The sequence below is a fragment of the Rhizobacter sp. P2_D12 genome (assembly GCF_056404395.1).
Genome location: NZ_JBFUEB010000106.1, coordinates 1 through 21,149 on the forward strand (window position 1 = coordinate 1; position 21,149 = coordinate 21,149).

At 69.7% G+C, this 21,149-nt stretch carries 23 protein-coding genes and 1 pseudogene; 2 read left to right on the plus strand and 22 right to left on the minus strand.

Annotated features, from left to right (window positions below; translation table 11 throughout):
• Together AC1DYN_RS26110 and AC1DYN_RS26115 are read right to left on the minus strand one after the other, a co-directional pair.
• A pseudogene (locus AC1DYN_RS26110) lies at positions 1 to 201 on the minus strand (hypothetical protein); the annotation flags it as partial.
• Complete coding sequence (locus AC1DYN_RS26115) at positions 198 to 767, minus strand: sigma-70 family RNA polymerase sigma factor (protein WP_477964540.1); 570 nt, start codon at positions 765 to 767, stop codon at positions 198 to 200. The gene AC1DYN_RS26115 and the pseudogene AC1DYN_RS26110, both read right to left, overlap by 4 nt.
• 131 nt (positions 768 to 898) lie before the next feature.
• On the opposite strand from AC1DYN_RS26115, the gene AC1DYN_RS26120 reads away from it, so the two are divergent.
• Both AC1DYN_RS26120 and AC1DYN_RS26125 read left to right on the plus strand, forming a co-directional pair.
• Positions 899 to 1,777 (plus strand): metallophosphoesterase family protein, encoded by an 879-nt coding sequence (locus tag AC1DYN_RS26120; protein ID WP_477964542.1) that lies wholly within the window; start codon positions 899 to 901, stop codon positions 1,775 to 1,777.
• The gene (locus tag AC1DYN_RS26125; protein WP_477964544.1) at positions 1,774 to 2,136 is read left to right on the plus strand and encodes a cupredoxin domain-containing protein; all 363 of its coding nucleotides are present in this window, start codon (positions 1,774 to 1,776) and stop codon (positions 2,134 to 2,136) included. Before AC1DYN_RS26120 ends, AC1DYN_RS26125 begins: the two co-directional genes overlap by 4 nt.
• Positions 2,137 to 2,173: 37 nt before the next feature.
• Here the strand turns inward: AC1DYN_RS26125 and AC1DYN_RS26130 are convergent, their stop codons facing one another.
• The 20 genes from AC1DYN_RS26130 to AC1DYN_RS26225 all read right to left on the minus strand — a co-directional run.
• Positions 2,174 to 3,073: a LytR C-terminal domain-containing protein gene (locus AC1DYN_RS26130; RefSeq protein ID WP_477964546.1), complete on the minus strand. Its 900-nt coding sequence runs from the start codon at positions 3,071 to 3,073 to the stop codon at positions 2,174 to 2,176.
• 138 nt (positions 3,074 to 3,211) lie between these two features.
• Positions 3,212 to 4,156, minus strand: coding sequence for a type II secretion system F family protein (locus AC1DYN_RS26135; RefSeq protein WP_477964548.1), 945 nt, complete (start codon positions 4,154 to 4,156; stop codon positions 3,212 to 3,214).
• Positions 4,157 to 4,174: 18 nt separating this feature from the next.
• Complete coding sequence (locus AC1DYN_RS26140) at positions 4,175 to 5,149, minus strand: type II secretion system F family protein (RefSeq protein WP_477964550.1); 975 nt, start codon at positions 5,147 to 5,149, stop codon at positions 4,175 to 4,177.
• A 5-nt stretch (positions 5,150 to 5,154) separates the two neighbouring features.
• A complete protein-coding gene (locus tag AC1DYN_RS26145; RefSeq protein ID WP_477964552.1) occupies positions 5,155 to 6,519 on the minus strand; it encodes a TadA family conjugal transfer-associated ATPase in 1,365 nt (454 codons plus the stop codon).
• Between the two features lie 17 nt (positions 6,520 to 6,536).
• The gene (locus tag AC1DYN_RS26150) at positions 6,537 to 7,706 is read right to left on the minus strand and encodes a CpaE/TadZ family protein (RefSeq protein ID WP_477964554.1); all 1,170 of its coding nucleotides are present in this window, start codon (positions 7,704 to 7,706) and stop codon (positions 6,537 to 6,539) included.
• Between the two features lie 22 nt (positions 7,707 to 7,728).
• A complete protein-coding gene (locus AC1DYN_RS26155) occupies positions 7,729 to 8,211 on the minus strand; it encodes a TadE/TadG family type IV pilus assembly protein (RefSeq protein WP_477964556.1) in 483 nt (160 codons plus the stop codon).
• Positions 8,208 to 8,678 carry a TadE/TadG family type IV pilus assembly protein gene (locus tag AC1DYN_RS26160; protein WP_477964558.1) on the minus strand — a complete coding sequence of 157 codons (471 nt, stop codon included), beginning with the start codon at positions 8,676 to 8,678 and terminating at the stop codon, positions 8,208 to 8,210. Before AC1DYN_RS26160 ends, AC1DYN_RS26155 begins: the two co-directional genes overlap by 4 nt.
• Positions 8,678 to 9,964, minus strand: coding sequence for a pilus assembly protein TadG-related protein (locus tag AC1DYN_RS26165; RefSeq protein ID WP_477964560.1), 1,287 nt, complete (start codon positions 9,962 to 9,964; stop codon positions 8,678 to 8,680). The genes AC1DYN_RS26160 and AC1DYN_RS26165 overlap by 1 nt, the downstream gene beginning before the upstream one ends.
• Positions 9,965 to 9,999: 35 nt before the next feature.
• Entirely contained in the window at positions 10,000 to 10,278 is a 279-nt protein-coding gene (locus AC1DYN_RS26170; RefSeq protein ID WP_477964562.1) for a hypothetical protein, read from the minus strand.
• Between the two features lie 11 nt (positions 10,279 to 10,289).
• Positions 10,290 to 11,900, minus strand: coding sequence for a type II and III secretion system protein family protein (locus AC1DYN_RS26175; RefSeq protein WP_477964564.1), 1,611 nt, complete (start codon positions 11,898 to 11,900; stop codon positions 10,290 to 10,292).
• A 43-nt stretch (positions 11,901 to 11,943) separates the two neighbouring features.
• Entirely contained in the window at positions 11,944 to 12,801 is an 858-nt protein-coding gene (gene cpaB / locus AC1DYN_RS26180) for a Flp pilus assembly protein CpaB (protein ID WP_477964566.1), read from the minus strand.
• Positions 12,798 to 14,174 carry a DUF8689 domain-containing protein gene (locus AC1DYN_RS26185; protein WP_477964568.1) on the minus strand — a complete coding sequence of 459 codons (1,377 nt, stop codon included), beginning with the start codon at positions 14,172 to 14,174 and terminating at the stop codon, positions 12,798 to 12,800. Before AC1DYN_RS26185 ends, cpaB begins: the two co-directional genes overlap by 4 nt.
• 4 nt (positions 14,175 to 14,178) lie before the next feature.
• Positions 14,179 to 14,760: a prepilin peptidase gene (locus tag AC1DYN_RS26190; RefSeq protein ID WP_477964570.1), complete on the minus strand. Its 582-nt coding sequence runs from the start codon at positions 14,758 to 14,760 to the stop codon at positions 14,179 to 14,181.
• A gap of 79 nt (positions 14,761 to 14,839) precedes the next feature.
• On the minus strand, positions 14,840 to 15,043 hold the full coding sequence (locus tag AC1DYN_RS26195; RefSeq protein ID WP_477964572.1) for a Flp family type IVb pilin: 204 nt from the start codon (positions 15,041 to 15,043) through the stop codon (positions 14,840 to 14,842).
• A gap of 41 nt (positions 15,044 to 15,084) precedes the next feature.
• Complete coding sequence (locus AC1DYN_RS26200; RefSeq protein WP_477964574.1) at positions 15,085 to 15,288, minus strand: Flp family type IVb pilin; 204 nt, start codon at positions 15,286 to 15,288, stop codon at positions 15,085 to 15,087.
• 124 nt (positions 15,289 to 15,412) lie between these two features.
• Positions 15,413 to 15,829 carry a response regulator gene (locus AC1DYN_RS26205; protein WP_477964576.1) on the minus strand — a complete coding sequence of 139 codons (417 nt, stop codon included), beginning with the start codon at positions 15,827 to 15,829 and terminating at the stop codon, positions 15,413 to 15,415.
• Between the two features lie 135 nt (positions 15,830 to 15,964).
• Positions 15,965 to 16,603, minus strand: coding sequence for a methyltransferase family protein (locus AC1DYN_RS26210; protein WP_477964578.1), 639 nt, complete (start codon positions 16,601 to 16,603; stop codon positions 15,965 to 15,967).
• A gap of 12 nt (positions 16,604 to 16,615) precedes the next feature.
• Positions 16,616 to 17,392 (minus strand): response regulator, encoded by a 777-nt coding sequence (locus AC1DYN_RS26215; protein WP_477964580.1) that lies wholly within the window; start codon positions 17,390 to 17,392, stop codon positions 16,616 to 16,618.
• A complete protein-coding gene (locus tag AC1DYN_RS26220) occupies positions 17,389 to 19,074 on the minus strand; it encodes a sensor histidine kinase (protein WP_477964582.1) in 1,686 nt (561 codons plus the stop codon). Before AC1DYN_RS26220 ends, AC1DYN_RS26215 begins: the two co-directional genes overlap by 4 nt.
• Before the next feature lie 202 nt (positions 19,075 to 19,276).
• On the minus strand, positions 19,277 to 21,149 hold a 1,873-nt coding region (locus tag AC1DYN_RS26225), incomplete at its 5' end, for a methylmalonyl-CoA mutase family protein (protein ID WP_477964584.1).

Here is a 21,149-nt window from a genome sequence, read left to right on the forward strand (position 1 = left end):
GGTCGCGGCGGCAGCGCAGCGCCGCAGCCGTTCGCGCAGCGCATCCGGCGCGCGGTGGTAGTCGGCCTGGCTGCGCACCAGGCGGCTCAGCTCGCGCAGCTGTGCGGCCGGTGCGTGCAGCGCCGGGTCGCGCTCGGCCTGCAGCTGGCCGGCCAGGTCTAGTTCGCCGTCGACGAAGGCGTTCAGCTGCTCTGGCGTCATGGGGCTTCTCCGCGGCGCACCGCGCGCAGCACGGCGGTGCGCGGCCGGGCTTCGGGTTGCAGCGCGACGCGCAGCAGCGCGCGGGCGCGCGACAGCCGCGACATCACCGTGCCGAGCGGGATGTCGGCGATGCGGGCGATGTCGCGGTAGGGCAGGTCTTCGAGTTCGCGCAGCACCAGCACTTCGCGGAAGTCGATCGGCAGCGCGGCGATGGCCTGGTTCAGCTGCGCGCGGTCGGCGCGGCGCACGGCGTGCTCGTGCGGCTCGTCCCCCGGCGGCGCGGCGGCCTCGGGCACGCCGGCCTCGTCGTCGAAGTGCACCAGCTCGGCCGGCCGGTTCTCGCGCAGCCAGGCGTAGCAGGTGTGGCGCACGATGGTCAGCAGCCAGGGCCGGGCCTGGTCGCCGCGGAACGACGCGAAGTAGCGCATCGCGCGCAGGCAGGCCTCCTGCACCACGTCCTGCGCATCCTGGTCGTTGCGCGTGAGCCAGCGCGCGAGGTTGTAGGCCGCATCCAGGTGCGGCAGCGCGACGTGCTCGAAGCGGCGGCGGGTTTCATCGTCATCCACCGGGGGCTTACCGGCCGGCCGGCGGGTTTATTCCCGAGGCCGAGCGAATCGCTGGGGATGGCGGGCGGCGGGAATGGCGGTGCCGCGGCGGAGGTAGGGCCTGCGTGTCTTCACAACCCACAGGAGGGGCCATGGCCTCGTCATCGAATCGCAGGGAGTTTCTCCGGCTGGCCGGGCTGGGCGGCGTGGTGTTCGCCTCGGGCTGCACCGGCATGGCCGGCCGCAGCGCGGCGGACGACTTCTACTTCGTGCAGCTGTCCGACACCCACTGGGGCTTCGAGGGCGCGCCCAACCCCGATGCGCGCGGCACGCTGCCGAAGGCGGTGGCGGCGGTCAACGCGCTGGCGGACGCGCCGGATTTCATCGTCTTCACCGGCGACCTGACGCACACCACCGACGACCCGGTGCAGCGCCGCCAGCGGCTGCGCGAGTTCCGCGACATCGTCGGCGCGCTGAAGGTGCGCAGCCTGCACTTCATGCCCGGCGAGCACGACGCGGCACTGGATGGCGGCGAGGCCTACCGCGAGTTCTTCGGGCCGACGCACTATGCGTTCGACCACCGCGGCATGCACTTCATCGTGCTGGACAACGTGTCCGACCCGGGCGCGAGCGTCGGCGATGCGCAGCGCGCCTGGCTGGCCGATGACCTCGAGCGGCAGGCGCGCGAGACGCCGATCGTCGTCTTCACGCACCGCCCGCTGTTCGACCTGGCGCCGGCCTGGGACTGGGCGACGCGCGACGGCGCGCAGGTGATCGCGCTGCTGATGCCGTACCCGAACGTCACGGTGTTCTACGGCCACATCCACCAGGAGCACCACGTGATGACGGGGCACATCGCGCACCACTCGGCGAAGTCGCTGATCTTCCCGCTGCCGGCGCCGGGCTCGCAGCCGCGGCGCACGCCGCTCGCGTGGGATCCGGCGCAGCCGTACCGCGGGCTCGGGTTCCGGGAGGTCGAGCGCGAGCGCGCGGCCTGGCAGATCACCGAGCTGCCGGTGGTGAAGGCATGAGCCGCATCGAACGCCGACGGCTGATGGCGCTGGCCCTGCTGACTGTGCTGCCCGTGCCGGGGCGTGCGGCGGGGCCGCGCGTCATCCCCGTGGTCGCGAAGAAGTTCGCCTTCGTGCCCGACCAGATCCATGTCAGTGTCGGCGAGGAGGTCGTGCTCGAACTCAGTGCGCCCGAGGTACTGATGGGCTTCAGCGCGCCGGAACTCGGGCTGCGGCAGGACATCGTGCCGGGCCGCGTCACGCGGCTGCCGTTCACGCCGCAGAAGGCGGGACAGTTCGTGTTCAGCTGCGACGTGTTCTGCGGCTCCGGCCACGAGGGCATGGATGGCGTGATCGTGGTGGTGGCTGCTGCGGCGTAGGTGCCGGCTTCGATCCGGTCACGACGGCAGCGGCGATTCACGGATTCGCCGCCACTTTCGTCACGGGCATCGCCGTCCGCAGCGACGTCCAGTCGCGCCCCAGCACGACGCGCACGTCGCTGCGCAGGCCCGGCGTGGGTACGGTGTCGGCCCGCGCGTTCGCCGGCAGGGCGCGTGCAATCTGCTGCGCGGCCGCTTCGTATCCGTTGCCGTACTGGATCGTCGTGCGCTGCTGGGTGAAGCGCGGCTGGTTGCTCAGGCGGTCGACGGGCGCTCCCTGCGCGCTCAGCCAGCGACCGACGCGCGCTGCCATCCCGGCGACCCCGTTGCCGTTGCTGACCTCGAGCCGCAAGGGCCGCTGCGGCGGCGTCGCATCGATCGCCGGCGCCGTCCCCGGGTCGACACCCGCAGCCGCGCGGGGGTCCTCGTGCTCGACGGTCCTTGAAGCAGTTTCCGACCCCGGCGCGGCTTCCAGCGCTTCGCGCAGGTTCGCCAGCGCCGTCGGGTTGTCGCGCTCGCGCAGGAGGGCCGCCTTCAACTGCGTCGCCGCTTCATCCGGCCTGCCGGCGAGCAGCAGGACATAGCCGAGGTTGCTGCGCACATGGGCCCGCTCGGGGTCGAGCGCCAGGGCCTGGTGCAGCACGGCTTCGGCCTCGGCCAGGCGGCCGGCCTGCGCCAGCGCCACCCCCAGCGCATTGCGGGCCTCGACGTTGCGCGGGTCGGCGGCGATGGACTTGCGATAGGCGTCGATCGCCTTGTCCCAGGCCTGCGAACCATCCATGTAGCGGCCCATCGCGTAGTACGCCTGGCTCGATCCGGCCGAGTGCGTCACGGACAGGACCGGCTCGATCGGCCACGCCGGGACGACCGCGGCATCGAGCGAGGCGCAGCCGGCCAGCGCCAGCAGCACGCCGGCGGCGCTCCAGCCGGGGCGCATGCGATGCCGCCAGGACGGCTGTGCCGCGGGCACGGCCGCGGGCCGCAGGACGGGTGGGGTCCGGACTTGAAAGCCGGTCCCGATATGGCATTGGAAGCGCATGGCGAGTACTCCTGGTTGGAATGGCCGGTGGGCCGGCTACCCGCCCGCGCCCATCGACGGCAGCACGACGCGAACCATCTGGATCACCGCGGGGCCGATGATCACCAGCATCAGCGCGGGAAAGATGCAGAAGATCAGCGGGAACAGCAGCTTCAGCGGAATCTTGGCCGCCGCCTCCTGGGCCTTCTGGCGGCGCAGCGTCCGCACGGTCTCCGAGTGCACGCGCAGCGACTGGGCGATGCTCGTGCCGAAACGGTCCGCCTGGTTGATCATCGACACGAAGCCTTCGACCTCCTCGACGCCGGTGCGGATGCCGAGGTTGCGCAGCGCCCTGTCGCGCGGTGCGCCGGCCCGCAGTTCGAGATTGACCAGGCGCAGTTCCTCGCTGAGCGTCGGACTCTTGTGGACCATGTCCTCGCAGACCTTGTTGAGCGCCGCTTCGGTGCCCAGGCCCGCCTCCATGCACACCGTCATCAGGTCCAGCGCGTCCGGGAAGTTCTCGAAGATCTCGCGCTGGCGCCGCGAGATGGCCTTGGACAGCAGGTAGTTCGGCAGGTAGTAGCCGAGCGTCGACGCCCCCAGCAGGAACAGCAGCAAGCCGTAGCCCTGGACCTGCGCGCCGGACAGCGTCAGCGCCGCGAAGGTCAGCATCGGCAGGCCCAGCGCCAGCACCGTCTTCAGCCCGAAGAAGGCCATCGGTGCCGTGCTGCCTCGAATGCCGGCGTTCATGAAGCGCCGGCGCAATGCCGAGGTTTCGAAGCCGGCATCGGGGACCGACAGCCTGGCCAGCGGCCGGGTCGCCCGCGCCACCCGGTCGATCCAGTAGTCGGCCGTGTGGGCCGGCTCGGTGCCGTCGCCGCCGAGCACGCGCTTGACGCGCTGGTCGGTGGCCGTGCCCGCGGTCCTGCCGAGCAGCCAGATGGCCACGGCGAAGGTGGCCACGAACACCAGGACCAGGAATCCGATCTGAGCTTGAGACATCGTGTTCTCCCTTGCCGTTCAGACGCGGATGCGGATGATGCTGCGCATCCACAGCACGCCCAGGGCCATGATCAAGAGGGCCGCGCCGACCAGGCGGATGCCGGTCGGATCGGTCCACAGGACCGCCATGAACTGCGGCGTGATGATGTTGATGAGCGCGCCGGTCGCGAACGGCAGCGCGATCAGGATCCAGGCCGACAGGCGTCCTTCGGCGGAAAGGGTTCGCACCTCGCCCAGCAGCTTCAAGCGCGCACGCACGATCCCGGCGATGTTGTCGAGCAGCTCGGCGAGGTTGCCTCCCGAGTCGCGCTGCACCGTCACCGCGACCACGAAGTAGGCCAGGTCGGCCACCGGCACGCGATCGGCAAGGCGCAGCAAGGCGACCTGCTGCGGCACGCCGTAGTTGGTCTCGTCGAACAGCGTGCGGAACTCGTGGCCGATCGGGTCGGCCATCTCGTCGCCGACCATCTGCACCGAGGTCGGAAATGCGTGGCCGGCCCGCATCGCCCGGCTCATCAGGTCGAGCGCTTCGGGGATCTGCTTCTCGAACAGGCGGATCCGCTTGTCGCGCCGGCGGGACAGGCGCCACCACGGCAAGACGGCGAGGAGCAGTGCGCCGAACAACGAGAACAGCAACGGGCGCGCCAGCAGCAGCGGGACAAAGAACCCGAACAACCCGAAGCCCGCGCTGGTCAGGACGATCTCGCCGGCCGTCGTGCCGGTCCCGGAGGTCTCCAGGTAGCGCAGCAGGCGCCCGCCGTTGGGCAGCAGTCCGATCAGGTGATCGTCGAGCCAGCTCCAGTGCCCCCTCGGCCGGGTGCGCTCGATCGACAACGTGGTCTCGCCGCCCGGGCTGGCCAGGTGGCGAAGGCGCGCCGCCAGGCGCTTGGACTCGGCACTGTTCTTCGATGCCCAGAGCGTGTAGAGGCCTTCCATGGCGAGCACCACCGCCACGAACAGCATCACCGCGAACAGGATGTAGCTGGTGTCCATGCTGGTTACTCCATGCGCCGCGACGGATCGAACAGCGAATCCGGCAGGATGATGCCGCGCGACTTCAGGCGCTCCATGAAGCGCGGCCGCACCCCGCTTGCCTGGAAGCAGCCCTTGACCGAGCCGTCGGTGTCGACCCCGGTCTGCTTGAAGCTGAAGATCTCCTGCATCGAGATCATCTCGCCCTCCATCCCGGTGACCTCCGAGATGCTGATCAGCTTGCGCTTGCCGTCGGTCAGCCGGTTGGTCTGGATCACGACGTTGATCGCCGAGGCGATCTGCCCGCGCGCCACCTTCGGCGGCAGGTTCATGCCGCCCATCGCCAGCATGTTCTCCAGCCGCGCCAGCGCATCGCGCGCCGTGTTGGCGTGCACCGTCGTCATCGAGCCTTCGTGCCCGGTGTTCATCGCCTGCAGCATGTCGAGCGCCTCGGCGCCGCGGGTCTCGCCGAGGATGATGCGGTCCGGGCGCATGCGCAGCGCATTGCGCACCAGCGCGCGCTGGGTCACTTCGCCCTTGCCCTCGATGTTCGGCGGCCGCGTCTCCAGGCGCACCACGTGCGGCTGGCGCAGCTGCAGTTCGGCCGCGTCCTCGATCGTGACCACGCGCTCGCTCGCGTCGATGAAGCCCGACATGATGTTCAGCAGCGTCGTCTTGCCGCTGCCCGTGCCGCCCGAGATCAGCAGGTTCACCTCCGCGTTGGACAGCGCCTGCAGCACCTCGGCCATCTCGACGGTGAGGGTCTTGAACTCGACCAGCTTGGCCATCGTCAGCGGCACCACCGAGAAACGCCGGATCGACATCACCGGGCCGTCGAGCGCGAGCGGCGGGATGATCACGTTGACGCGCGAGCCGTCGGCCAGCCGCGCATCGGCCATCGGGCTCGACTCGTCGACGCGCCGGCCCACGCGCGAGACGATCTTGTCGATGATCTTCATCAGGTGGTCGTCGTCGGCGAAGGTGACGTCGGTCAGGCTCAGCTGGCCGCGCCGCTCCACGTACACCTGCTGCGCGCCGTTGACGAGGATGTCGGAGATGGTCGGATCGGCCAACAGCGGTTCGAGCGGGCCGAGGCCCAGCATCTCGTGCTGGATGTCGCGCACCAGGGTGCGCCGCTCCAGCGCATTGACGATGACGTTCTCTTCCGACAGCAGGCGCTCGACCATCACGCTCAATTCCTCGCGCAGGCGCTCGGCGGACATGCCCTCCATCGCCTCCAGGTCGAGCCGCCCCAGCAGCAGCTGGTGCACGCGGCTCTTCATCTGCTGGTAGGCGTGCGAGACCTGCGCCGGCGTGTCGGCATTGCGCGGCTCGAAGCGCGCCTCCTCCGCCGCGGGTTCGCTGGCCAGCCGCTCTCTCAGCTTGAACATCAAGCCCGTCGTACCGCTCATGTGATTCCCCCGATGAAACTGGACAGCCAGCTGCTGTCGCGCTTGCCGACGTCGACCCCCGGTGCGACCGCTTCCGCGAGTTCCTGCAGGGCGCGCGTGACCGGGCTCTTGCGCGAGAGCTTGGCGATCGGCACACCCTGGTTGACCGATGCGTTCACCGCGCTGAAATGGTTCGGGATGGTGGTGATGTCGCGCACGCCGAGCCCCTGCTCGAGCGTCTCCAGCGTGATGTCGCCGACCTTCTGGTGGCGGTTGACGATCCAGTGCACCTTGTGGGCCGGGTACTCGAGCGAGCGGAACAGCCCGTGCAGGCGCTTGGCGTCGCGCAGCTGCGGCAGGTTCAGCTGCAGCACCGGGAAGATCCGCGTCGCCATGTCCAGCGCCTGCAGGCTGACGGCGTCGATCGAGCGGCCCACGTCGAGCACGACGAAGTCGAACATCTGGCGCGCCTGCTTGACGATCGCCTCCACGTGCGCGGCCTTCACCTCCAGGGCCTGCGCGAGTTCGTGCGGCGCCGCCAGCACCGAAAGCGTGGGGCTCAGCGCCACCATGGCCGAGCGCAGCAGCTCGGCATCGAGCCGGCCGACGTGGCGGGCCACCTCGGCCACATCGCTGCCGCCGCGCTGGTCGGTGAGCATGAGCATGGCGTCCCCGAACTGGAGATCGAGGTCGAGCAGGCCCACGGTGCGCCCGTCGCGCGCCGACAGCACATGGGCCAGGTTCGCGGCGAGAAAGCTCGCCCCGCTGCCGCCCTTGCAGGCCATCATGACGAACACCTCGCCGAGCGCGGCGGGCGCAGGCTGGTGATGCTTGCGCGCGACGCGCTGCAGTGCCGCCTTCAGCAGGTGCGCTTCGACAGGCGGGGGCAGCACCTCGCGCACGCCCATCTGCATCGCCCGCAACAGGAAGGCCGGCGACTGTTCCGCGGAGATGACGATCGCCTCGACGTCCGGGTGGGCATGCGTGATGCGCCCGATCGCGTCGAGCCCGACGGCATCGACGCCGTCGACGATCAACAGGCCTGGGCGGCTGCCGTTGATGATCGCCGGCAGCCCGGCCGCCGGCGTGATGGCGGCCAGGACCTCGAGGTCTGGATCGGCCGTGCGAACCATCCGCGCGACGTGCTCCGCTCGTTCCGCGTTGTGCGAGACTACTTTGACTTTCATGTCGGCTTTCGTTCGGGGCTGATCATTGGCAGGCGGGATTGGCGACGCCGCCAAACGTGCTTTGCATGCTCTCGCGCGGCAAGGTGGTGCTGAAGGTCGGCATCAGCACGGACAAGGGCACGAAGGGGATGGCGGTCTGGATCGGCGTCGTCGTGACGATGCTCACGGTCACCAGCCGGCAGGTGGTGGCGGCGCTCGCGTCGTCGCAGCCCGCCGGTGTGCGCGCGACCACGATGTCCGCGTCGGCCACGATCGGCAGCAGCTGGCGCATCCGGCCCGCGATCAGGTCGCGCGAGGTCGTGTTCGGATCGCACACGACGGCCATGCGGGCGCCCAGCCGCGTGACCTCGGCGGCGGTGTTCCAGTAGAACATCAGCCGGCCCATCTCGAAGGCGCCGAACAGGATCGTGAAGAACACCAGCGAGACGAGCGCGAACTCGACCGCGGCGGCTCCCCGGCTGCGCGGGGCGCGCGCTCGCAGAAGACTGGGTCGGGTCGGCGTCATAGCGGCTGCACCATGGTGGCGCTGATCGCGCCGAAGGCGATCGACGGCATCGCGAACGGCACCATCGACGTGAACTGGTATCCGGTGACCGTCACCGTGACCAGGTTGACCACGCCGCGCGTCGTCGGCTGGAGGTTGTGCGTGGCGGGGCAGGACAGGCGGTCGCACACCGCGATCTGCGCCAGCGCCAGGCCGGGCAGCAGCGTCGTCCCCGTGCAGGTGGTGCCGTTGTTCGTCGGCGACCCGCTGAGCGCCAGGCAGCGCCCCCCCAGCGTGTCGCCGGGCGTGGCGGTCGACTGGTAGCGCGCGGCATCGCGCACCGTCTTCGTCACCGAATTGAACTCGTGCAGCGCGCGGCCGAATTCGGTGATGCCGAAGGTCAGCGCGGCCAGCGGCAGGGTCAGCAGCGCGAGTTCGATCGCCGCGGCGCCGCGCTGGGCGAGTCGTCGGCTTGCGAGGCACCGCATCATTGCACCAGCGTGGGCACTTGCGGCCCGGTGCTGCCTGCGCCACCCGCCAACCCGCCGGCGCGGCAGGGGCTGCCGGCCGACGCCGCGTCGCCGCGGTATTCGAGATAGAGCGTGCCGCTGGCGCCGTTGGACATCGGGTTGAGCATCAGCACGCACGCCATGCTGATGATGGGCACGGTGTTGCCGCCGGCGCAATCGATGACCGGCGCCGCGACCAGGCGGCGGTCGCTGCCCAGGGTGACGTAGTCGCTCGTCGTGGTGTCCGGGTCGCCGGCAATGTTGCCGCCTGCCCCGCCCACGCCGTACTGGCCGCTGATGAAGGGCGTGTTGCTTCCCTGCCGCGCACGGTAGTCCGCATAGGCGCTGGTGCCGATGCCGATGACCGGCGAGCCGGGCGCCTGGTTCGGGTAGGCGTAGCCGGTCCGGTCGGGCGGGGCGGTGGCCGGCGTGTAGGCATTCGCGCCGTTCGGGTAGATGCCGAAACGGGTGTTGTAGGCCGTCTTGGCGCCCTGCTCGGTGCCGGGCTGCTGGACGTTGCCGCCGACCTGGATGCCGCACACCTGGCCGTTGCCGACGAGCTGGTCGCGGACCTCCGAGGCGCCGCCCGCACTCGGCGTGAAGTCGACCCAGCGGAAGCTGCCCGTCACGTCGTCGGTGGCGTTGTTGCCGTTGCCGTTCGAGGTGAAGCTGCCGGTGATCCATTCGCCGACGGCGTAGCCGCCCGGCTTGCTGCAGATCCCCAGCGGCGCGGCATTGCAGAAGGACTGCGACGGCGCCCGCGTGGCMACGCCGGACGAGGACACCGTCTGCGAGCCGGCACCGAAGACGCCCATGAACCACGGCGCGAGGCCGGTGGCGCGCGCGGTGCACATCGCGTAGCGCGAGTTGTTCGACGCGCCGCCCGCCACCGAGAGGTAGTTCGCGTTCGGTGCCAGCGTGGTGCTGAACTTGACGTCGGCCGCGGCGATGGCCACCGGGTCGACCTGGAAGTCGCGCCGGTTGCGGGCCGCCGCGTAGATGCCGGCCGCCTGGGCGTTCAACACGAAGGACGCCGGGCAGGCACCGCCGGTGGGGTCGCAGGTCAGTTCCGCGGAGGCGGCCAGGGCGCAAGCGTCGGCCGCGGTTTGCAGTTCGGTCCGGTTGATGTACAGGCGCCCGACGTCGATCGCGATGCCGGCGAAGCCGAACAGGACAAGCGCAGACAGGGCGACCACGACCGCCACCGCACCGCGCTGGTGGCGTGGAGGGGCCGGGCGGGCGGGGCGCTGCAGGATGGAGTCCATGGCCATTTCTCGCGTGGGCAAGCGGTCGTGCGGCCCTACTGGCCCGGGACCAGCGTGATCGCGGGCGCCTTCACCTCCTTGACGGCATAGCCGTACGAGGTGGCGTAGTTGGTTTGCGCGCCCGCGGTGGCCTTGCTGTCGATCACCGGGCCGGTGGTGTTCCGGCTCGACGCGCCGGGGTCGATGACTTGCGTCGCACGCGCCTGCCGCGCGGCGTCGCCGAAGCGGGACTCCCAGTCGGGCGCGGTCGCCGCGCAACCGGCGAGGGCCGCGCAGGCGCAGAAGAGGGACAGGGCAAACGGGATCGGTGTCATGGTCGTGCTCCTCATGGCTTGACTTGGAAGCCGCCGCCCGGGACGGTCGGCGCCGGCAGTGCTGCGTCGGACCTGGCCGGCGGTGCATCAGGCCGCGCCTCGAGGCGGCCGTTGAGCATCAGGTCCGTGCGGCTCGGCTCGTGGTAGTTGTCGGTCGGCAGCGTGAAGTTCGCCGGCAACGGCTTGACCAGGCGCGGCGTGATGACGAACACCAGTTCCGATTTGTCGGACTGGAACTCGGTGCTGCGGAACAGCRCGCCGACGATGGGCAGCTCGCCCAGGATCGGGAAGGCCTTGACGTTGGCCGTCGTGTTGTTCTTGATCAGCCCGCCGATCGCGAAGCTCTGGCCATCGATCAGCTGCACCGTGGTGGCGGTCTTGCGCGAGGTGAACGACGGCAGGATCGCCGTTCCCGAGACACCCGAGGCCACGATGCCGATGCCGTCGCGGTTGAGGTCCGAGACCTCGGTCACCAATTCGAGGTTGATGCGCCCGCCGTCGAGCACGGTGGGCCTGAAGCGCACCGACACGCCGAATTCCTTCTCCTCCAGCGTGATCGTGGTGCCGCCGTTCGAGTTGGCCTGCGACACCGGGATGAAGATCTTGCCGCCGGCATTGAATCGGCCTTCCTGGCCGCTGATGGCCATGATGTTCGGCTCGGCCAGCACCTTCACCAGGCCGTCGTCCTTCTGGGCGTCGAAGCTCACGCCGAACGTGCTGCCCGCCGACCGGGTGGCACCGAGCGCGGCATTGCCTCCCGACAGGAAGTTGGCGAGCAGGTTGTAGGTCCAGTTGCCGTTCGTGCGCGACCCGCCGAGCTGCACGCCCAGCTTGTCGATCAGGGACTTCGAGACCTCGGCCACCTTGACCTCGAGCATGACCTGCTGCGGCGACGCGGTGGCCAGCATGTTGACGATGCGCGGGTTCGCTCCCGCGATGCTGGCGCCGCTGTTGCCGCCGGCGCCGCTGCGCACGAAGGCATTGGCCAGGTCCATCACGCGGATCACGGAACCCGAATCGGCCACCGTGCCGGTGAGCACGATCGAATCGTAGGCGGCCGAGACCCGGATGCTCTTTTCTTCCGGCAGCAACTGGCCGATCACGGTCTGCAATGCCGCCGTGTCCATGCCGACGATGACGTCGAAGGCGGTGCAGCCGCCGTCCTGGTCGAGCAGCACCACGTTGGTCGAGCCGATGCCCTTGCCGAGCACGTAGACCTCGGTCTGGCTGAGCAGCAGGATGTCGATGTCGGCGACGCCGGGGCGGTGCTCGGTGCTGGTCGGCACCGCAGTGCCCACCTTGTCGGTCTTCTCGTTCGGCTCCTTCGGTGCCGCGGCGCGCGAGTTCTCGGGGTTGCCGAGCAGGATGCGCTTGATCGGACTCGATGGCTTGATGACGGTGGACTTTCCGACGCTCACCTGCACGACCGGCGCGACGTCCACCCGGCCGCAGGGTGCGCTCGGGTAGGCTGCGGTGACGGCCCGCGCCAGCGGCGCCGCCCGTGCCGGGGTTTGTGCCGGCGCCTGTGCCGAGGCGGCCGATGTGGCCAGGGCGACTGCCCAGGCCAGCAAGGCATGGCACCGGGCCTGGGCCGGTGGGGTGGAGCGACATTGACTGCGCATGGAATCTCCCTGGTGGGTCATGGGGGTGTGCCGGCCGGCGTGCTCAGAAGCAATCCATCGTCCGCACCGTGCCGCGGATCACCTCGACACAGTTGCCGGATCGCGGGGCGACGGCGACCGCGCGCGGCGCCGCGCGGGCCACGGGTGGGGCCTTGACGGCGACGGGCGCGGCGGCGATCGGCCTGGCCGGCTCGCGCTCCTCGTTCAGCAAGCTCGTCTTGGTGGCACCGTCGGTGCCGCCGGGCTTGGGGTCGCTCTGGTTGCGCAGCACCAGCGACAGCGTGCCGACGCTGCGGGCCAGGTCCAGCCCCTCGGCCTGGGCCGGCGTGACTTCGAGCGTCACGGCGTTGACGACCTTGGGCTTGGTGCTGTCGCGGTCGGCTTCCTGCGCCACGGCGAGCACCAGGATGCGTTCGAGCACGATCTTGCTGATCGCGTTGTCCTTGTCCCCGCCGCGGGCGCGCTCGTTCTGCGTGTTCACCATGATGTCCACGTAGTTGCCCGGCAGCGCGAAGCCGGCGACGCCGACCACGTCGTTGACGCGCACCGTCATGGCGCGCTTGCCTTCGGAGACGACCGCCGACAAGCCGCCCTTGGTGCCGGCGGGGGCGAGCTTGGCCTCGATCAGCGGCTCGCCGCGCGCGACGCTGGTCTTGACGACGCGCCCGTCCAGCGCTGCCAGGTCGACGAACGCGCCGGGCGGGACGCTGCTGGGCGGCCATTCGACCGATCGCAGCATCTCGGGCGTCAGCTTCGCGCCGATCTCGACGTCGGTCGCCGCGACCGCGATGCGGTCGCCGCCCTTGGCCTGCGCCTGCATCCAGCGCGATGCCATCACCACTGCCGCGGCACCCGCGAGCAGGGCCACCAGCAGCATGATCAAACCTCGGGTGCCCTTCATGATGTCGTCTCCAGTGTGCGCGGCCCGCTCATCGTGCGAGGACCGCCGATGCCGTGCGTTGCGAAACAGTTGTGCCAGGCCCAGTCCAGCATCGCCGCGCTCAGCTCGGGGGCCTGCCCGAGATAGGCCGCGTAGTCGGCGATCTGGCTCACCAGGTCGCGTGGGTAGCACGCCAGCAGCGGCCGATCCAGGCGCCGGTGGCAGTGCTGCAGCAGGTGGTCGAAGCCGGCGTCGGTGAAATGCACCCGGTAGGCATGGCAGGCCTCGTGCACGATCCGGCGGTAGTCGTCGAGATCGACCGGGCCGACATGGATCTTGGAGCCGATGCGCCGGAGAAAGGCGTCGTCCGCGACCTCGTCCGGCGGCAGGTTGGTCGAGAAGAACAGCTGGCTGTCGAACGGAATCCGGAACTTCGCGCCGTTGCGCAGCAGGAGGTAGTCGTGGCGCTGCTCCATCGGCAGCAGCCAGCGGTTGAGCAACTGGCGCGGCGTGACCAGCTGGCGGCCCAGGTCATCGACCAGGAACAGCCCGTTGTTGGCCTTGAAGTGCGGCGGCGCCTGGTAGTAGCCGGCGCGCGGATCGAACACGAGGTCGAGCATCTCCAGCGTCAGCTCGCCGCCGGTGACGACGACCGGGCGCTCGCACAGCATCCAGCGCGAATCGACGCGCTGGCGGTTGTCGATCGTCTGGAGCGGGCCGGTGCCCGCACGGGCCGGCCGGTGCACGAGCGGGTCGTACAGGCGGATGATCTCGCCGCCGACCTCCACCGCATGCGGCACGGCGATGTCGCCGGTCAGCAGCCGGGCCATCTGTTCGAACAGGTAGGTCTTGCCGGCGCCCGGCGGGCCGTACAACATCACCGCGCGGCGCGAGTTGAGCGCGGCACCGAGCTGGTCGCGCAGTTCGCGGCGGATCGCCAGGTCGACCAGGACCTGCTCGAATCGCTGCTTCGTCACGCCCAGGCCGGCGACGCTCTGCGCCTGCACCTGCGCGGTATAGGCGCCGATCGGCACCGGTGCCGGCCCGCTGTACAGGTTGCGCGCCAGGGCATCGGCGGCGCGGACGCGGCCGGCGCTGGTCAGTTCGTAGCTCACGTCGCCGTCGCGCGCACCGCGCAGCCGCACATCGACCAGCGACTCCTTGCGCAGCACCAGGAACAGCTCCTCGAGCAGGGCCGGGCTGAGCTTGATGTGCTGCGAGAGGTCGTGCAGGTGCTGCAGGCCGTGTTGTTGCATCACCTTGAGCAGCAGTTCCATCAGCAGCAGCAGCGGCAGCCCGGTGTCCTGCGGTTGGCGCGGGGCGGGCGGCAGTTCGCCCGCCGGGTGCGACGGAATCGGGCGGGCCGGCATGGGGATGGAGGTCAGGTTGTGCATGGGGTCACGGGGCTGAATGCCTGAGCTGCCAGGCCACCTGGGCCAGCGCACCGGCCGCGATCGCCAGTGCGTAAGGCATCCGCACGCTGCCGGGTGGCGGCGCATCGAGCGCCGCGAGCTTGCCGGTCTGCGCGCCGACGAGCGTGGTCGTGAGCATCGTGCGCACGTTGGCCAGGACCTGGCGGCTCGATCGCGAGGCCAGCATCACGATGACCGCCATCGCGCCGCCGGCGAGCAGCGTCATCAGCGTGGCCGTGAGCAGCAGTTGCGGGCCGAGCCACACGCCGACCATCGCGAGCAGCTTGACGTCGCCGGCGCCAACGGCGCGCAGCAGATACAGGGGCATGAACATCGCGAGTCCGGCACCGAGGCCGAGCAGGGCCTGCCATGCACCGAGACTCCCCCACGCGGACTCGAACAGTCCCGCGCCGTGCGGCGCGAAGGCCTGCAGGGCCATGCCCCAGACGATGCCGTTCGCCACCAGCAGGTTGGGAACGCGGCGCTGCCGCAGATCGAACCAGGCGGCGGTCGCGAGCCAGGCCGTCAACGCGGCGGCGCACAGGATGGTCGGCGAGAGCATGGGCATCGAGGCTCGAGGAGGGAGGTGGTGGGGGAGGCCATCGGACCGGGCGCAGGGCCGGTCCGAGGGCCCGGGTTGCCCTGACTCAGGCGACCAAGGCGCAGATCGCAGCCGTCGGCGTCGCCATGCAATTGCCCAGGCGCGTGAAGATGCCGTTCAGGTTGGTGCCCAGCAAGGTGGCGCCGACGATGATGGCCACCGCGATCAGCGCGGCGATCAGGCCGTACTCGATCGCGGCTGCGCCGTCTTCTTCGCGGATGAACGATTGAACGAATTGAGCAAGTTTCATGATGAGGTCCTTCGTGGGGGTGAATGAAAGCCGAGGTGGGCTCAGACGACCAGCGCGCAGATGGCGGCGGTCGGCGTCGCCATGCAGTCGCCCAGGCGCGTGAAGATGCCGTTCAGGTTGGTGCCCAGCAGCGAGGCGCCGACGATGATGGCCACCGCGATCAGCGCGGCGATCAAGCCGTACTCGATGGCCGCTGCGCCATCGTCCTCGCGGATGAAAGATTGAACGAATGCAACGAACTTCATGGATCCTTCCTCTCTGCCGGTGAATGAAATGCCGACCTGTTGAACGCCAGCCGGCGGATTGCGTTTCGATGGGTTGACTCTAGGGATGGACAGCCCTCGGCGCATCGGATGGAGTGCGTGCGGCCTATGGACGATTGCTCCCGAGGTCAGGTGACAAAGCGCCTCCCGCGTTCGCGGGGTCGATCGCGGCAATCAGGTCGGCGGCCGGCGCCGACTTGTGCAGGCATGAGCGCGCGCCCAATCGCAACGCGAGCGCGGCGACGCTGCAGTCCGAGAGGCTGGTGAGCACCACCACGGCACAGGGCGCGGTGCGGCGCAGCACGGGAATCAGGGCCAGGCCGTCCTCGCCGCCGAGGTTGACGTCGAGCACGACGACATCGGGCTGCAGTTCGCAGGTGCGGGCCAGCGCCTCGCGCACCGTGGCGGCCGTGCCGGCGCACGCCATGCGGGGCCGTTCGGCATCGATCAGGCTGGCGATTCCGATGCGGATGCCGACGTGGTCGTCGACCACCAGGATCTTGAGATGACCATCGCTGTCCATGCGCGCCCTCGGCAGTTGACCCGGCAGGCCGGGACGGCGTGGCGGGAACTTCAGGCTAGGGCCGCGCGGGCGGGACCGACAGGTCGAATGCTGTGGGCAAGGTCGGGAGCTTTGTCCCGGCTTGCGCGTGCGCCGTCAGAACAGGAACGGCACGATGCGCCAGCGCACGGTCGAGCAGTAGGCGGTGTAGTCGGGCCCTTGCTCTCCGCGTTGGAGCACCGCTTCCTCGCGCACCATGCGGACCGTCTGCGCGGCATAGAGCAGCACGAGCACGAGCACGTTCTGCAGCGCGAAGTTGCTCAGCAGGAAGCCCACGTGGCCGATCAGGTAGCCCAGGTAGATCGGGTGGCGCACGACGCGGTAGGGGCCGCGCGTGACCAGCCCGCGCGCGGCCGGCAGCACGCCGAAGGACCGCCCGAGCGTCATCTTCGCCAGCAGCTGCCACGCGATGCCGCAGGTCTGCAGCGTGGCGCCCGCCCATTCGGGGATCAGGCGCTGCGTCCCCGCATACTCGAAGAACAGGAAGAAGCTGAGCGACAGCGCTGTCGCGGCGATGGCCAGCGGCGATGCGTCGCGCAGCACCGCCCGCCGCGCGAACAACAGCAGCGCGACCGTGAGCCCCTCGGAGACCAGCAGCATCAGCAGCGTGTAGCGCTGCGGGTTGGCCCACCAGTACCTGGCGATGATGGCGACGAAGCTGCCGTAGACGATCAACGCCAGAGCGCGCAGGGCGAACTCCGTCAGCGCTTCGGCACGCGGTGAGGTGGTTTTCACGGTGACGGGTGCTCAGGCCGGGAGCGGCCAGGCCGAGTCGGGGCGGCCGGCGTGCCCGCCCAGCAGCGACAGTTCCGGCGCCAGCCTGTGCTGCAGGGCAAATGCGTAGAGATCGAGCTTGCCCTGCACGTGCAGCTTGCTGTAGATCACGGTGAGGTGATTGCGCAAGGTGTGCTCGCTCATGCCCAGCTCGTCGGCGACCACGAGGCTCTTGGCGCCACGGTGCCTGACGATCGCGAGGATCACCTGGCGTTCCTTGGGCGTGAGCGTGTCGATGCGCTGCGTTGCATCGTCCCGGGTGGCGGGCCGCGCCGCGGCCAGACCGGGCACCGCGCCGAGCAGCATCGACATCAACGAACCGTCGAAGCAGACTTCGCCCGCATGCACGCGCTCGATGGCCTTCAGGATGTGCTCGGTCGGCTGCGACTTGAGCACCACGCCGCGTGCGCCGCGCATCACGGCCTCGCGGTGGTGCGATGGATCGAGATCGCCGGTGAGCAAGACCACCTTCACGCCGGCGCCGTCGACGAGCTGGCGCACGCAATCGATCGCGTTCGCGTCGCGCAGGCCGAGGTCGAGCAGCACCACGTCGGTCTGCGGCAGCGCGGGATGCGCCAGCAGTTCCGCGCAGGACGTCGCGGTCCCGGACACGCACATCCCCGGCCTTGCGCTGTCGACCAGCTGTCCCAGGCCCCACAGGGTCACCTGGTGGTCATCGGCAAGAAGGACGCGGATCGCACGCACCGGGGTGCACCCGGACGCGTTGTCCGTCGCTGAAGAAGGGCTCATCCGACGACTCCCAGCAAAGGCAGTGTGATCACGATCTCGGTGAAGTCCGGCTGGTGGCTGACTTCGACGCCACCCCCCAGCTCGGTGGCGCGTTCGGTGAGCGAGCGGGGCAGGAAGTCCGCCGGCAAGGTGTCCTCGGGGCCGTGGTCATTGCGCAAGCGCAACAGCACGTCGGTCTGGGTGACGTCCAGCAGGACCGTCACCGCCCTGGCCGAGGTGTGCCGCCGCGCGTTCGTCAGCGCCTCGTTGACCATCAGCAGCACGGCTTTCGCCGCGGCGCCGCGCAACCGGGGCGCGTGCGGTGCGAAGACATTCACCTTGAGCCCGTAGAGCGACTCGAAGCGCCGCGCTTCGCGATGCAGGGCGGCAAGCGGCGCGCTGTCCTCCTGGTTGGGATCGTCGCCGCGCCGCAGTCCGCTGACCACGTCGCGCAGCGTGTGCAGTTCCTCGGTCGCCATCGCGACGAGTTGCTGGATGTGGTGGCTGACGGGGTTGCCGGGCCCGGCCTGCCGGGCGAGCGCCTCCAGGCCGTACTTGAGGCCGAGGTAGGGCTGCACCGCGCTGTCGTGCAGGTCGCGGCCGATGCGTTCGCGCTCGCGCGAAGCGGTCTCCCGCTGCAACTGCTCGAGCAGGTCGCTGCGTTCCAGCAAGGGGATCGTCTCGCGCATGACGTCGTTGAGCCAGCGCAGGTCGGCGGCGGAGAACGCAGGCGCCGCACGCGACAGGCACAGCATGCCCAGCGGCTGCCCGTAGCTCATCAGCGGCAGCGCAAGCGCCTGAACACCGATGCCTGCCAGTGCGCGCCTGGCGGCATCGTCCGGCAGCCTGGAATGTGCGCCGCTCGCCACGTTGATCGCGGTGGCGCAATCCGTCGTGCCGTCGCTCGTCCCGATGCAACCCAGGTCGCGCGGCAGCGGCGACAGCCGCTCGCGCCACGGCAGCGCGTCCTGGTCGGACAGCACGACCGTCTGCGTGCCCTGCCGCCAGTGGAAGATGCGCGGTTCGGGGCCGTGCAGGCTGATGGTGGCGGCATTCAATCCGAAGTGCGAAGCGAGTTGCTGCAGCAGCGCGTCCACGTGATGACGAAGCCCCTGGCGAGGGTCGGCCAGGCCGTTGACCGTTTCGACCAGCTTGAGGCGTTGCCGCAGCTCGCGGCTCGGTCGTGCGAGCAAGGCGGCCGCCGGCCCCAGCGCGAGCAGGATGACGGGCACGCTCACCGGCAACGCCGGCAGCGAACCGAGGCTGCGCAGCGAGCCTGTCAGCACCAGCATGACGGCTGCGCAGGTGATGGCCAGCATCGTGGCCGGAAAGGCCCCGGCCAGGACCGCGACGGCGACCACCGGAAGCACGGTCGCGATGCCGAACAAGGGCAGCGTGCCTGCGACGAGCTGGCTCGTGACGAGCAGCACGCCGGCATCGACCCAGAGCCACGCCTTCGAGGCCGCGCGCGGCCAGCCGTCCAGCGTCTTCCACAGCAGAACGCCGGACCAGATCAGGTAGGGCAGCAGCAGGATCAGATCGAAACCCCAGGGGACCTCGGGGTTGATCAGCAGGACGATGCAGCTGAGGACGGCCAGCAGCGCGCGAACGCCCGCGACGAAGCGCAGGAACGCCAGCGCGGAAGGCACCAGTCGCACCGGACGGTGCATGGGCGACAGGGGCAACTGCATTGGCGAGTTCATGCGCTGATTCTCTGGACGAACCGCATGCGATGCACCCCTCCGGTCATGGGATCAAGACGCACGTGCGTCCCGAGCCCGTGACTTAGTCCCGCCGGATAGCCGGCAGCGACCAGGATGCATGGTGAACGAACGCTGCGTTGCCGACTTGATCCATCTCAACGGCGGACGCGGATCGCGGCGCCGGCGGTGGAACTCGACGGACTCACATGCTGCGCCGGTACTGCCCACCCACCTCGAACAGCGCCGCCGTGATCTGGCCGAGCGAGCAGCAGCGCACCGCCTCCATCAGCACCTCGAACACGTTGCGGTTGTCGATCACCGCCTGCTGCAGCCGCTGAAGCATCGCCGGCGATTCATCGGCATGCCGTGCATGGAATCCGGCCAGCCGCGCGAGCTGCGACTGCTTCTCGTCGTCGGTCGAGCGTGCCAGCTCGATGTGCTCGGGCACCGGGTCGCCGTGCGGGTTGCGGAAGGTGTTGACGCCGACGATCGGGTACTCGCCGGTGTGCTTGAGCATCTCGTAGTGCATGCTCTCTTCCTGGATCTGGCCGCGCTGGTAGCCGGTCTCCATCGCGCCCAGCACGCCGCCGCGCTCGGCGATCTTCTCGAACTCGGCCAGCACCGCCTCTTCCACCAGCTCGGTCAGCTCGTCGATGATGAAGGCGCCCTGGTTCGGGTTCTCGTTCTTCGCCAGGCCCCACTCGCGGTTGATGATCAGCTGGATCGCCATCGCGCGGCGCACGCTGTCCTCGGTCGGCGTCGTGATCGCCTCGTCGAAGGCATTCGTGTGCAGCGAGTTGCAGTTGTCGTAGACCGCGATCAGCGCCTGCAGCGTGGTGCGGATGTCGTTGAACTGGATCTCCTGCGCATGCAGCGAGCGGCCCGAGGTCTGCACGTGGTACTTCAGCTTCTGGCTGCGCTCGTTGGCGCCGTAGCGCTCGCGCATCGCCACCGCCCAGATGCGGCGCGCCACGCGGCCCAGCACGGTGTACTCCGGGTCCATGCCGTTGCTGAAGAAGAAGCTCAGGTTGGGCGCGAAATCGTCGACGTGCATGCCGCGCGCGAGGTACGCCTCGACGAAGGTGAAGCCGTTGCTCAGCGTGAAGGCCAGCTGGCTGATCGGGTTGGCCCCGGCCTCGGCGATGTGGTAGCCGCTGATGCTCACCGAGTAGAAGTTGCGCACCTGGTGGTGCACGAAGTGTTCGGCGATGTCGCCCATCACTTTCAGGCTGAACTCGGTCGAGAAGATGCAGGTGTTCTGCCCCTGGTCCTCCTTCAGGATGTCGGCCTGCACCGTGCCGCGCACGTTCTGCTGCACCCAGGCGCGCACCTTCTGCAGCTCGTCGTCGCTCGGGTCGCGGCCGTTGTCGGCCCTGAACTTGTCCACCTGCTGGTCGATCGCGGTGTTCATGAACATCGCGAGGAGGGTGGGCGCCGGGCCGTTGATCGTCATGCTGACGCTGGTGCCCGGGTGGCACAGGTCGAAGCCGCCGTACAGCACCTTCATGTCGTCCAGCGTCGCGATGCTGACGCCGGAGTTGCCGACCTTGCCGTAGATGTCGGGCCGCAGCGCCGGGTCGTTGCCGTACAGCGTGACGCTGTCGAACGCGGTCGACAGCCGCTTCGCCGGCATCCCCTCGGACAGCAGCTTGAAGCGCCGGTTGGTGCGGAAGGCGTCGCCCTCGCCGGCGAACATGCGCGTCGGGTCCTCGCCCTCGCGCTTGAACGCGAAGGTGCCGGCGGTGTACGGGAAGCTGCCCGGCACGTTGTCCAGCATCAGCCACTTCAGGATCTCGCCATGGTCCTCGTACTGCGGCAGCGCGACCTTGCGCACCTTGGTGCCGGAAAGGCTTTGCGTGGTCAGCGCGGTGCGCAGCTCCTTGTCGCGGATCTTCACGACGTACTCGTCGCCGGCGTAGGCCGCCTGCAGCTGCGGCCATTGCGCCAGCAGCTTGCGCGCGGCCGCATCGAGCTGCAGCTCGTGCCGGTCGGCCAGCTGCGCCGACGCATCGGCATGCGCCTGGCCGCTGCCGGCCTCGGCCAGCAGGCGTGCCGCGCCGCGCAGCTGCTGCACC

Excerpts from the sequence above, each read along its gene's own strand:
- AC1DYN_RS26140 (WP_477964550.1), bottom strand. The coding sequence starts at position 5,149 with ATGGACACCAGCTACATCCTGTTCGCGGTGATGCTGTTCGTGGCGGTG.
- AC1DYN_RS26190 (WP_477964570.1), bottom strand. The coding sequence starts at position 14,760 with ATGCCCATGCTCTCGCCGACCATCCTGTGCGCCGCCGCGTTGACGGCC.
- AC1DYN_RS26130 (WP_477964546.1), bottom strand. The coding sequence starts at position 3,073 with ATGCGCCCCGGCTGGAGCGCCGCCGGCGTGCTGCTGGCGCTGGCCGGC.
- AC1DYN_RS26150 (WP_477964554.1), bottom strand. The coding sequence starts at position 7,706 with ATGAAAGTCAAAGTAGTCTCGCACAACGCGGAACGAGCGGAGCACGTC.
- AC1DYN_RS26195 (WP_477964572.1), bottom strand. The coding sequence starts at position 15,043 with ATGAAACTTGCTCAATTCGTTCAATCGTTCATCCGCGAAGAAGACGGC.
- AC1DYN_RS26200 (WP_477964574.1), bottom strand. The coding sequence starts at position 15,288 with ATGAAGTTCGTTGCATTCGTTCAATCTTTCATCCGCGAGGACGATGGC.
- AC1DYN_RS26135 (WP_477964548.1), bottom strand. The coding sequence starts at position 4,156 with ATGTCTCAAGCTCAGATCGGATTCCTGGTCCTGGTGTTCGTGGCCACC.
- AC1DYN_RS26205 (WP_477964576.1), bottom strand. The coding sequence starts at position 15,829 with ATGGACAGCGATGGTCATCTCAAGATCCTGGTGGTCGACGACCACGTC.
- AC1DYN_RS26125 (WP_477964544.1), top strand. The coding sequence starts at position 1,774 with ATGAGCCGCATCGAACGCCGACGGCTGATGGCGCTGGCCCTGCTGACT.
- AC1DYN_RS26120 (WP_477964542.1), top strand. The coding sequence starts at position 899 with ATGGCCTCGTCATCGAATCGCAGGGAGTTTCTCCGGCTGGCCGGGCTG.
- AC1DYN_RS26155 (WP_477964556.1), bottom strand. The coding sequence starts at position 8,211 with ATGACGCCGACCCGACCCAGTCTTCTGCGAGCGCGCGCCCCGCGCAGC.
- AC1DYN_RS26160 (WP_477964558.1), bottom strand. The coding sequence starts at position 8,678 with ATGCGGTGCCTCGCAAGCCGACGACTCGCCCAGCGCGGCGCCGCGGCG.
- AC1DYN_RS26215 (WP_477964580.1), bottom strand. The coding sequence starts at position 17,392 with ATGAGCCCTTCTTCAGCGACGGACAACGCGTCCGGGTGCACCCCGGTG.
- AC1DYN_RS26185 (WP_477964568.1), bottom strand. The coding sequence starts at position 14,174 with ATGCACAACCTGACCTCCATCCCCATGCCGGCCCGCCCGATTCCGTCG.
- AC1DYN_RS26145 (WP_477964552.1), bottom strand. The coding sequence starts at position 6,519 with ATGTTCAAGCTGAGAGAGCGGCTGGCCAGCGAACCCGCGGCGGAGGAG.
- cpaB (WP_477964566.1), bottom strand. The coding sequence starts at position 12,801 with ATGAAGGGCACCCGAGGTTTGATCATGCTGCTGGTGGCCCTGCTCGCG.
- AC1DYN_RS26220 (WP_477964582.1), bottom strand. The coding sequence starts at position 19,074 with ATGAACTCGCCAATGCAGTTGCCCCTGTCGCCCATGCACCGTCCGGTG.
- AC1DYN_RS26170 (WP_477964562.1), bottom strand. The coding sequence starts at position 10,278 with ATGACACCGATCCCGTTTGCCCTGTCCCTCTTCTGCGCCTGCGCGGCC.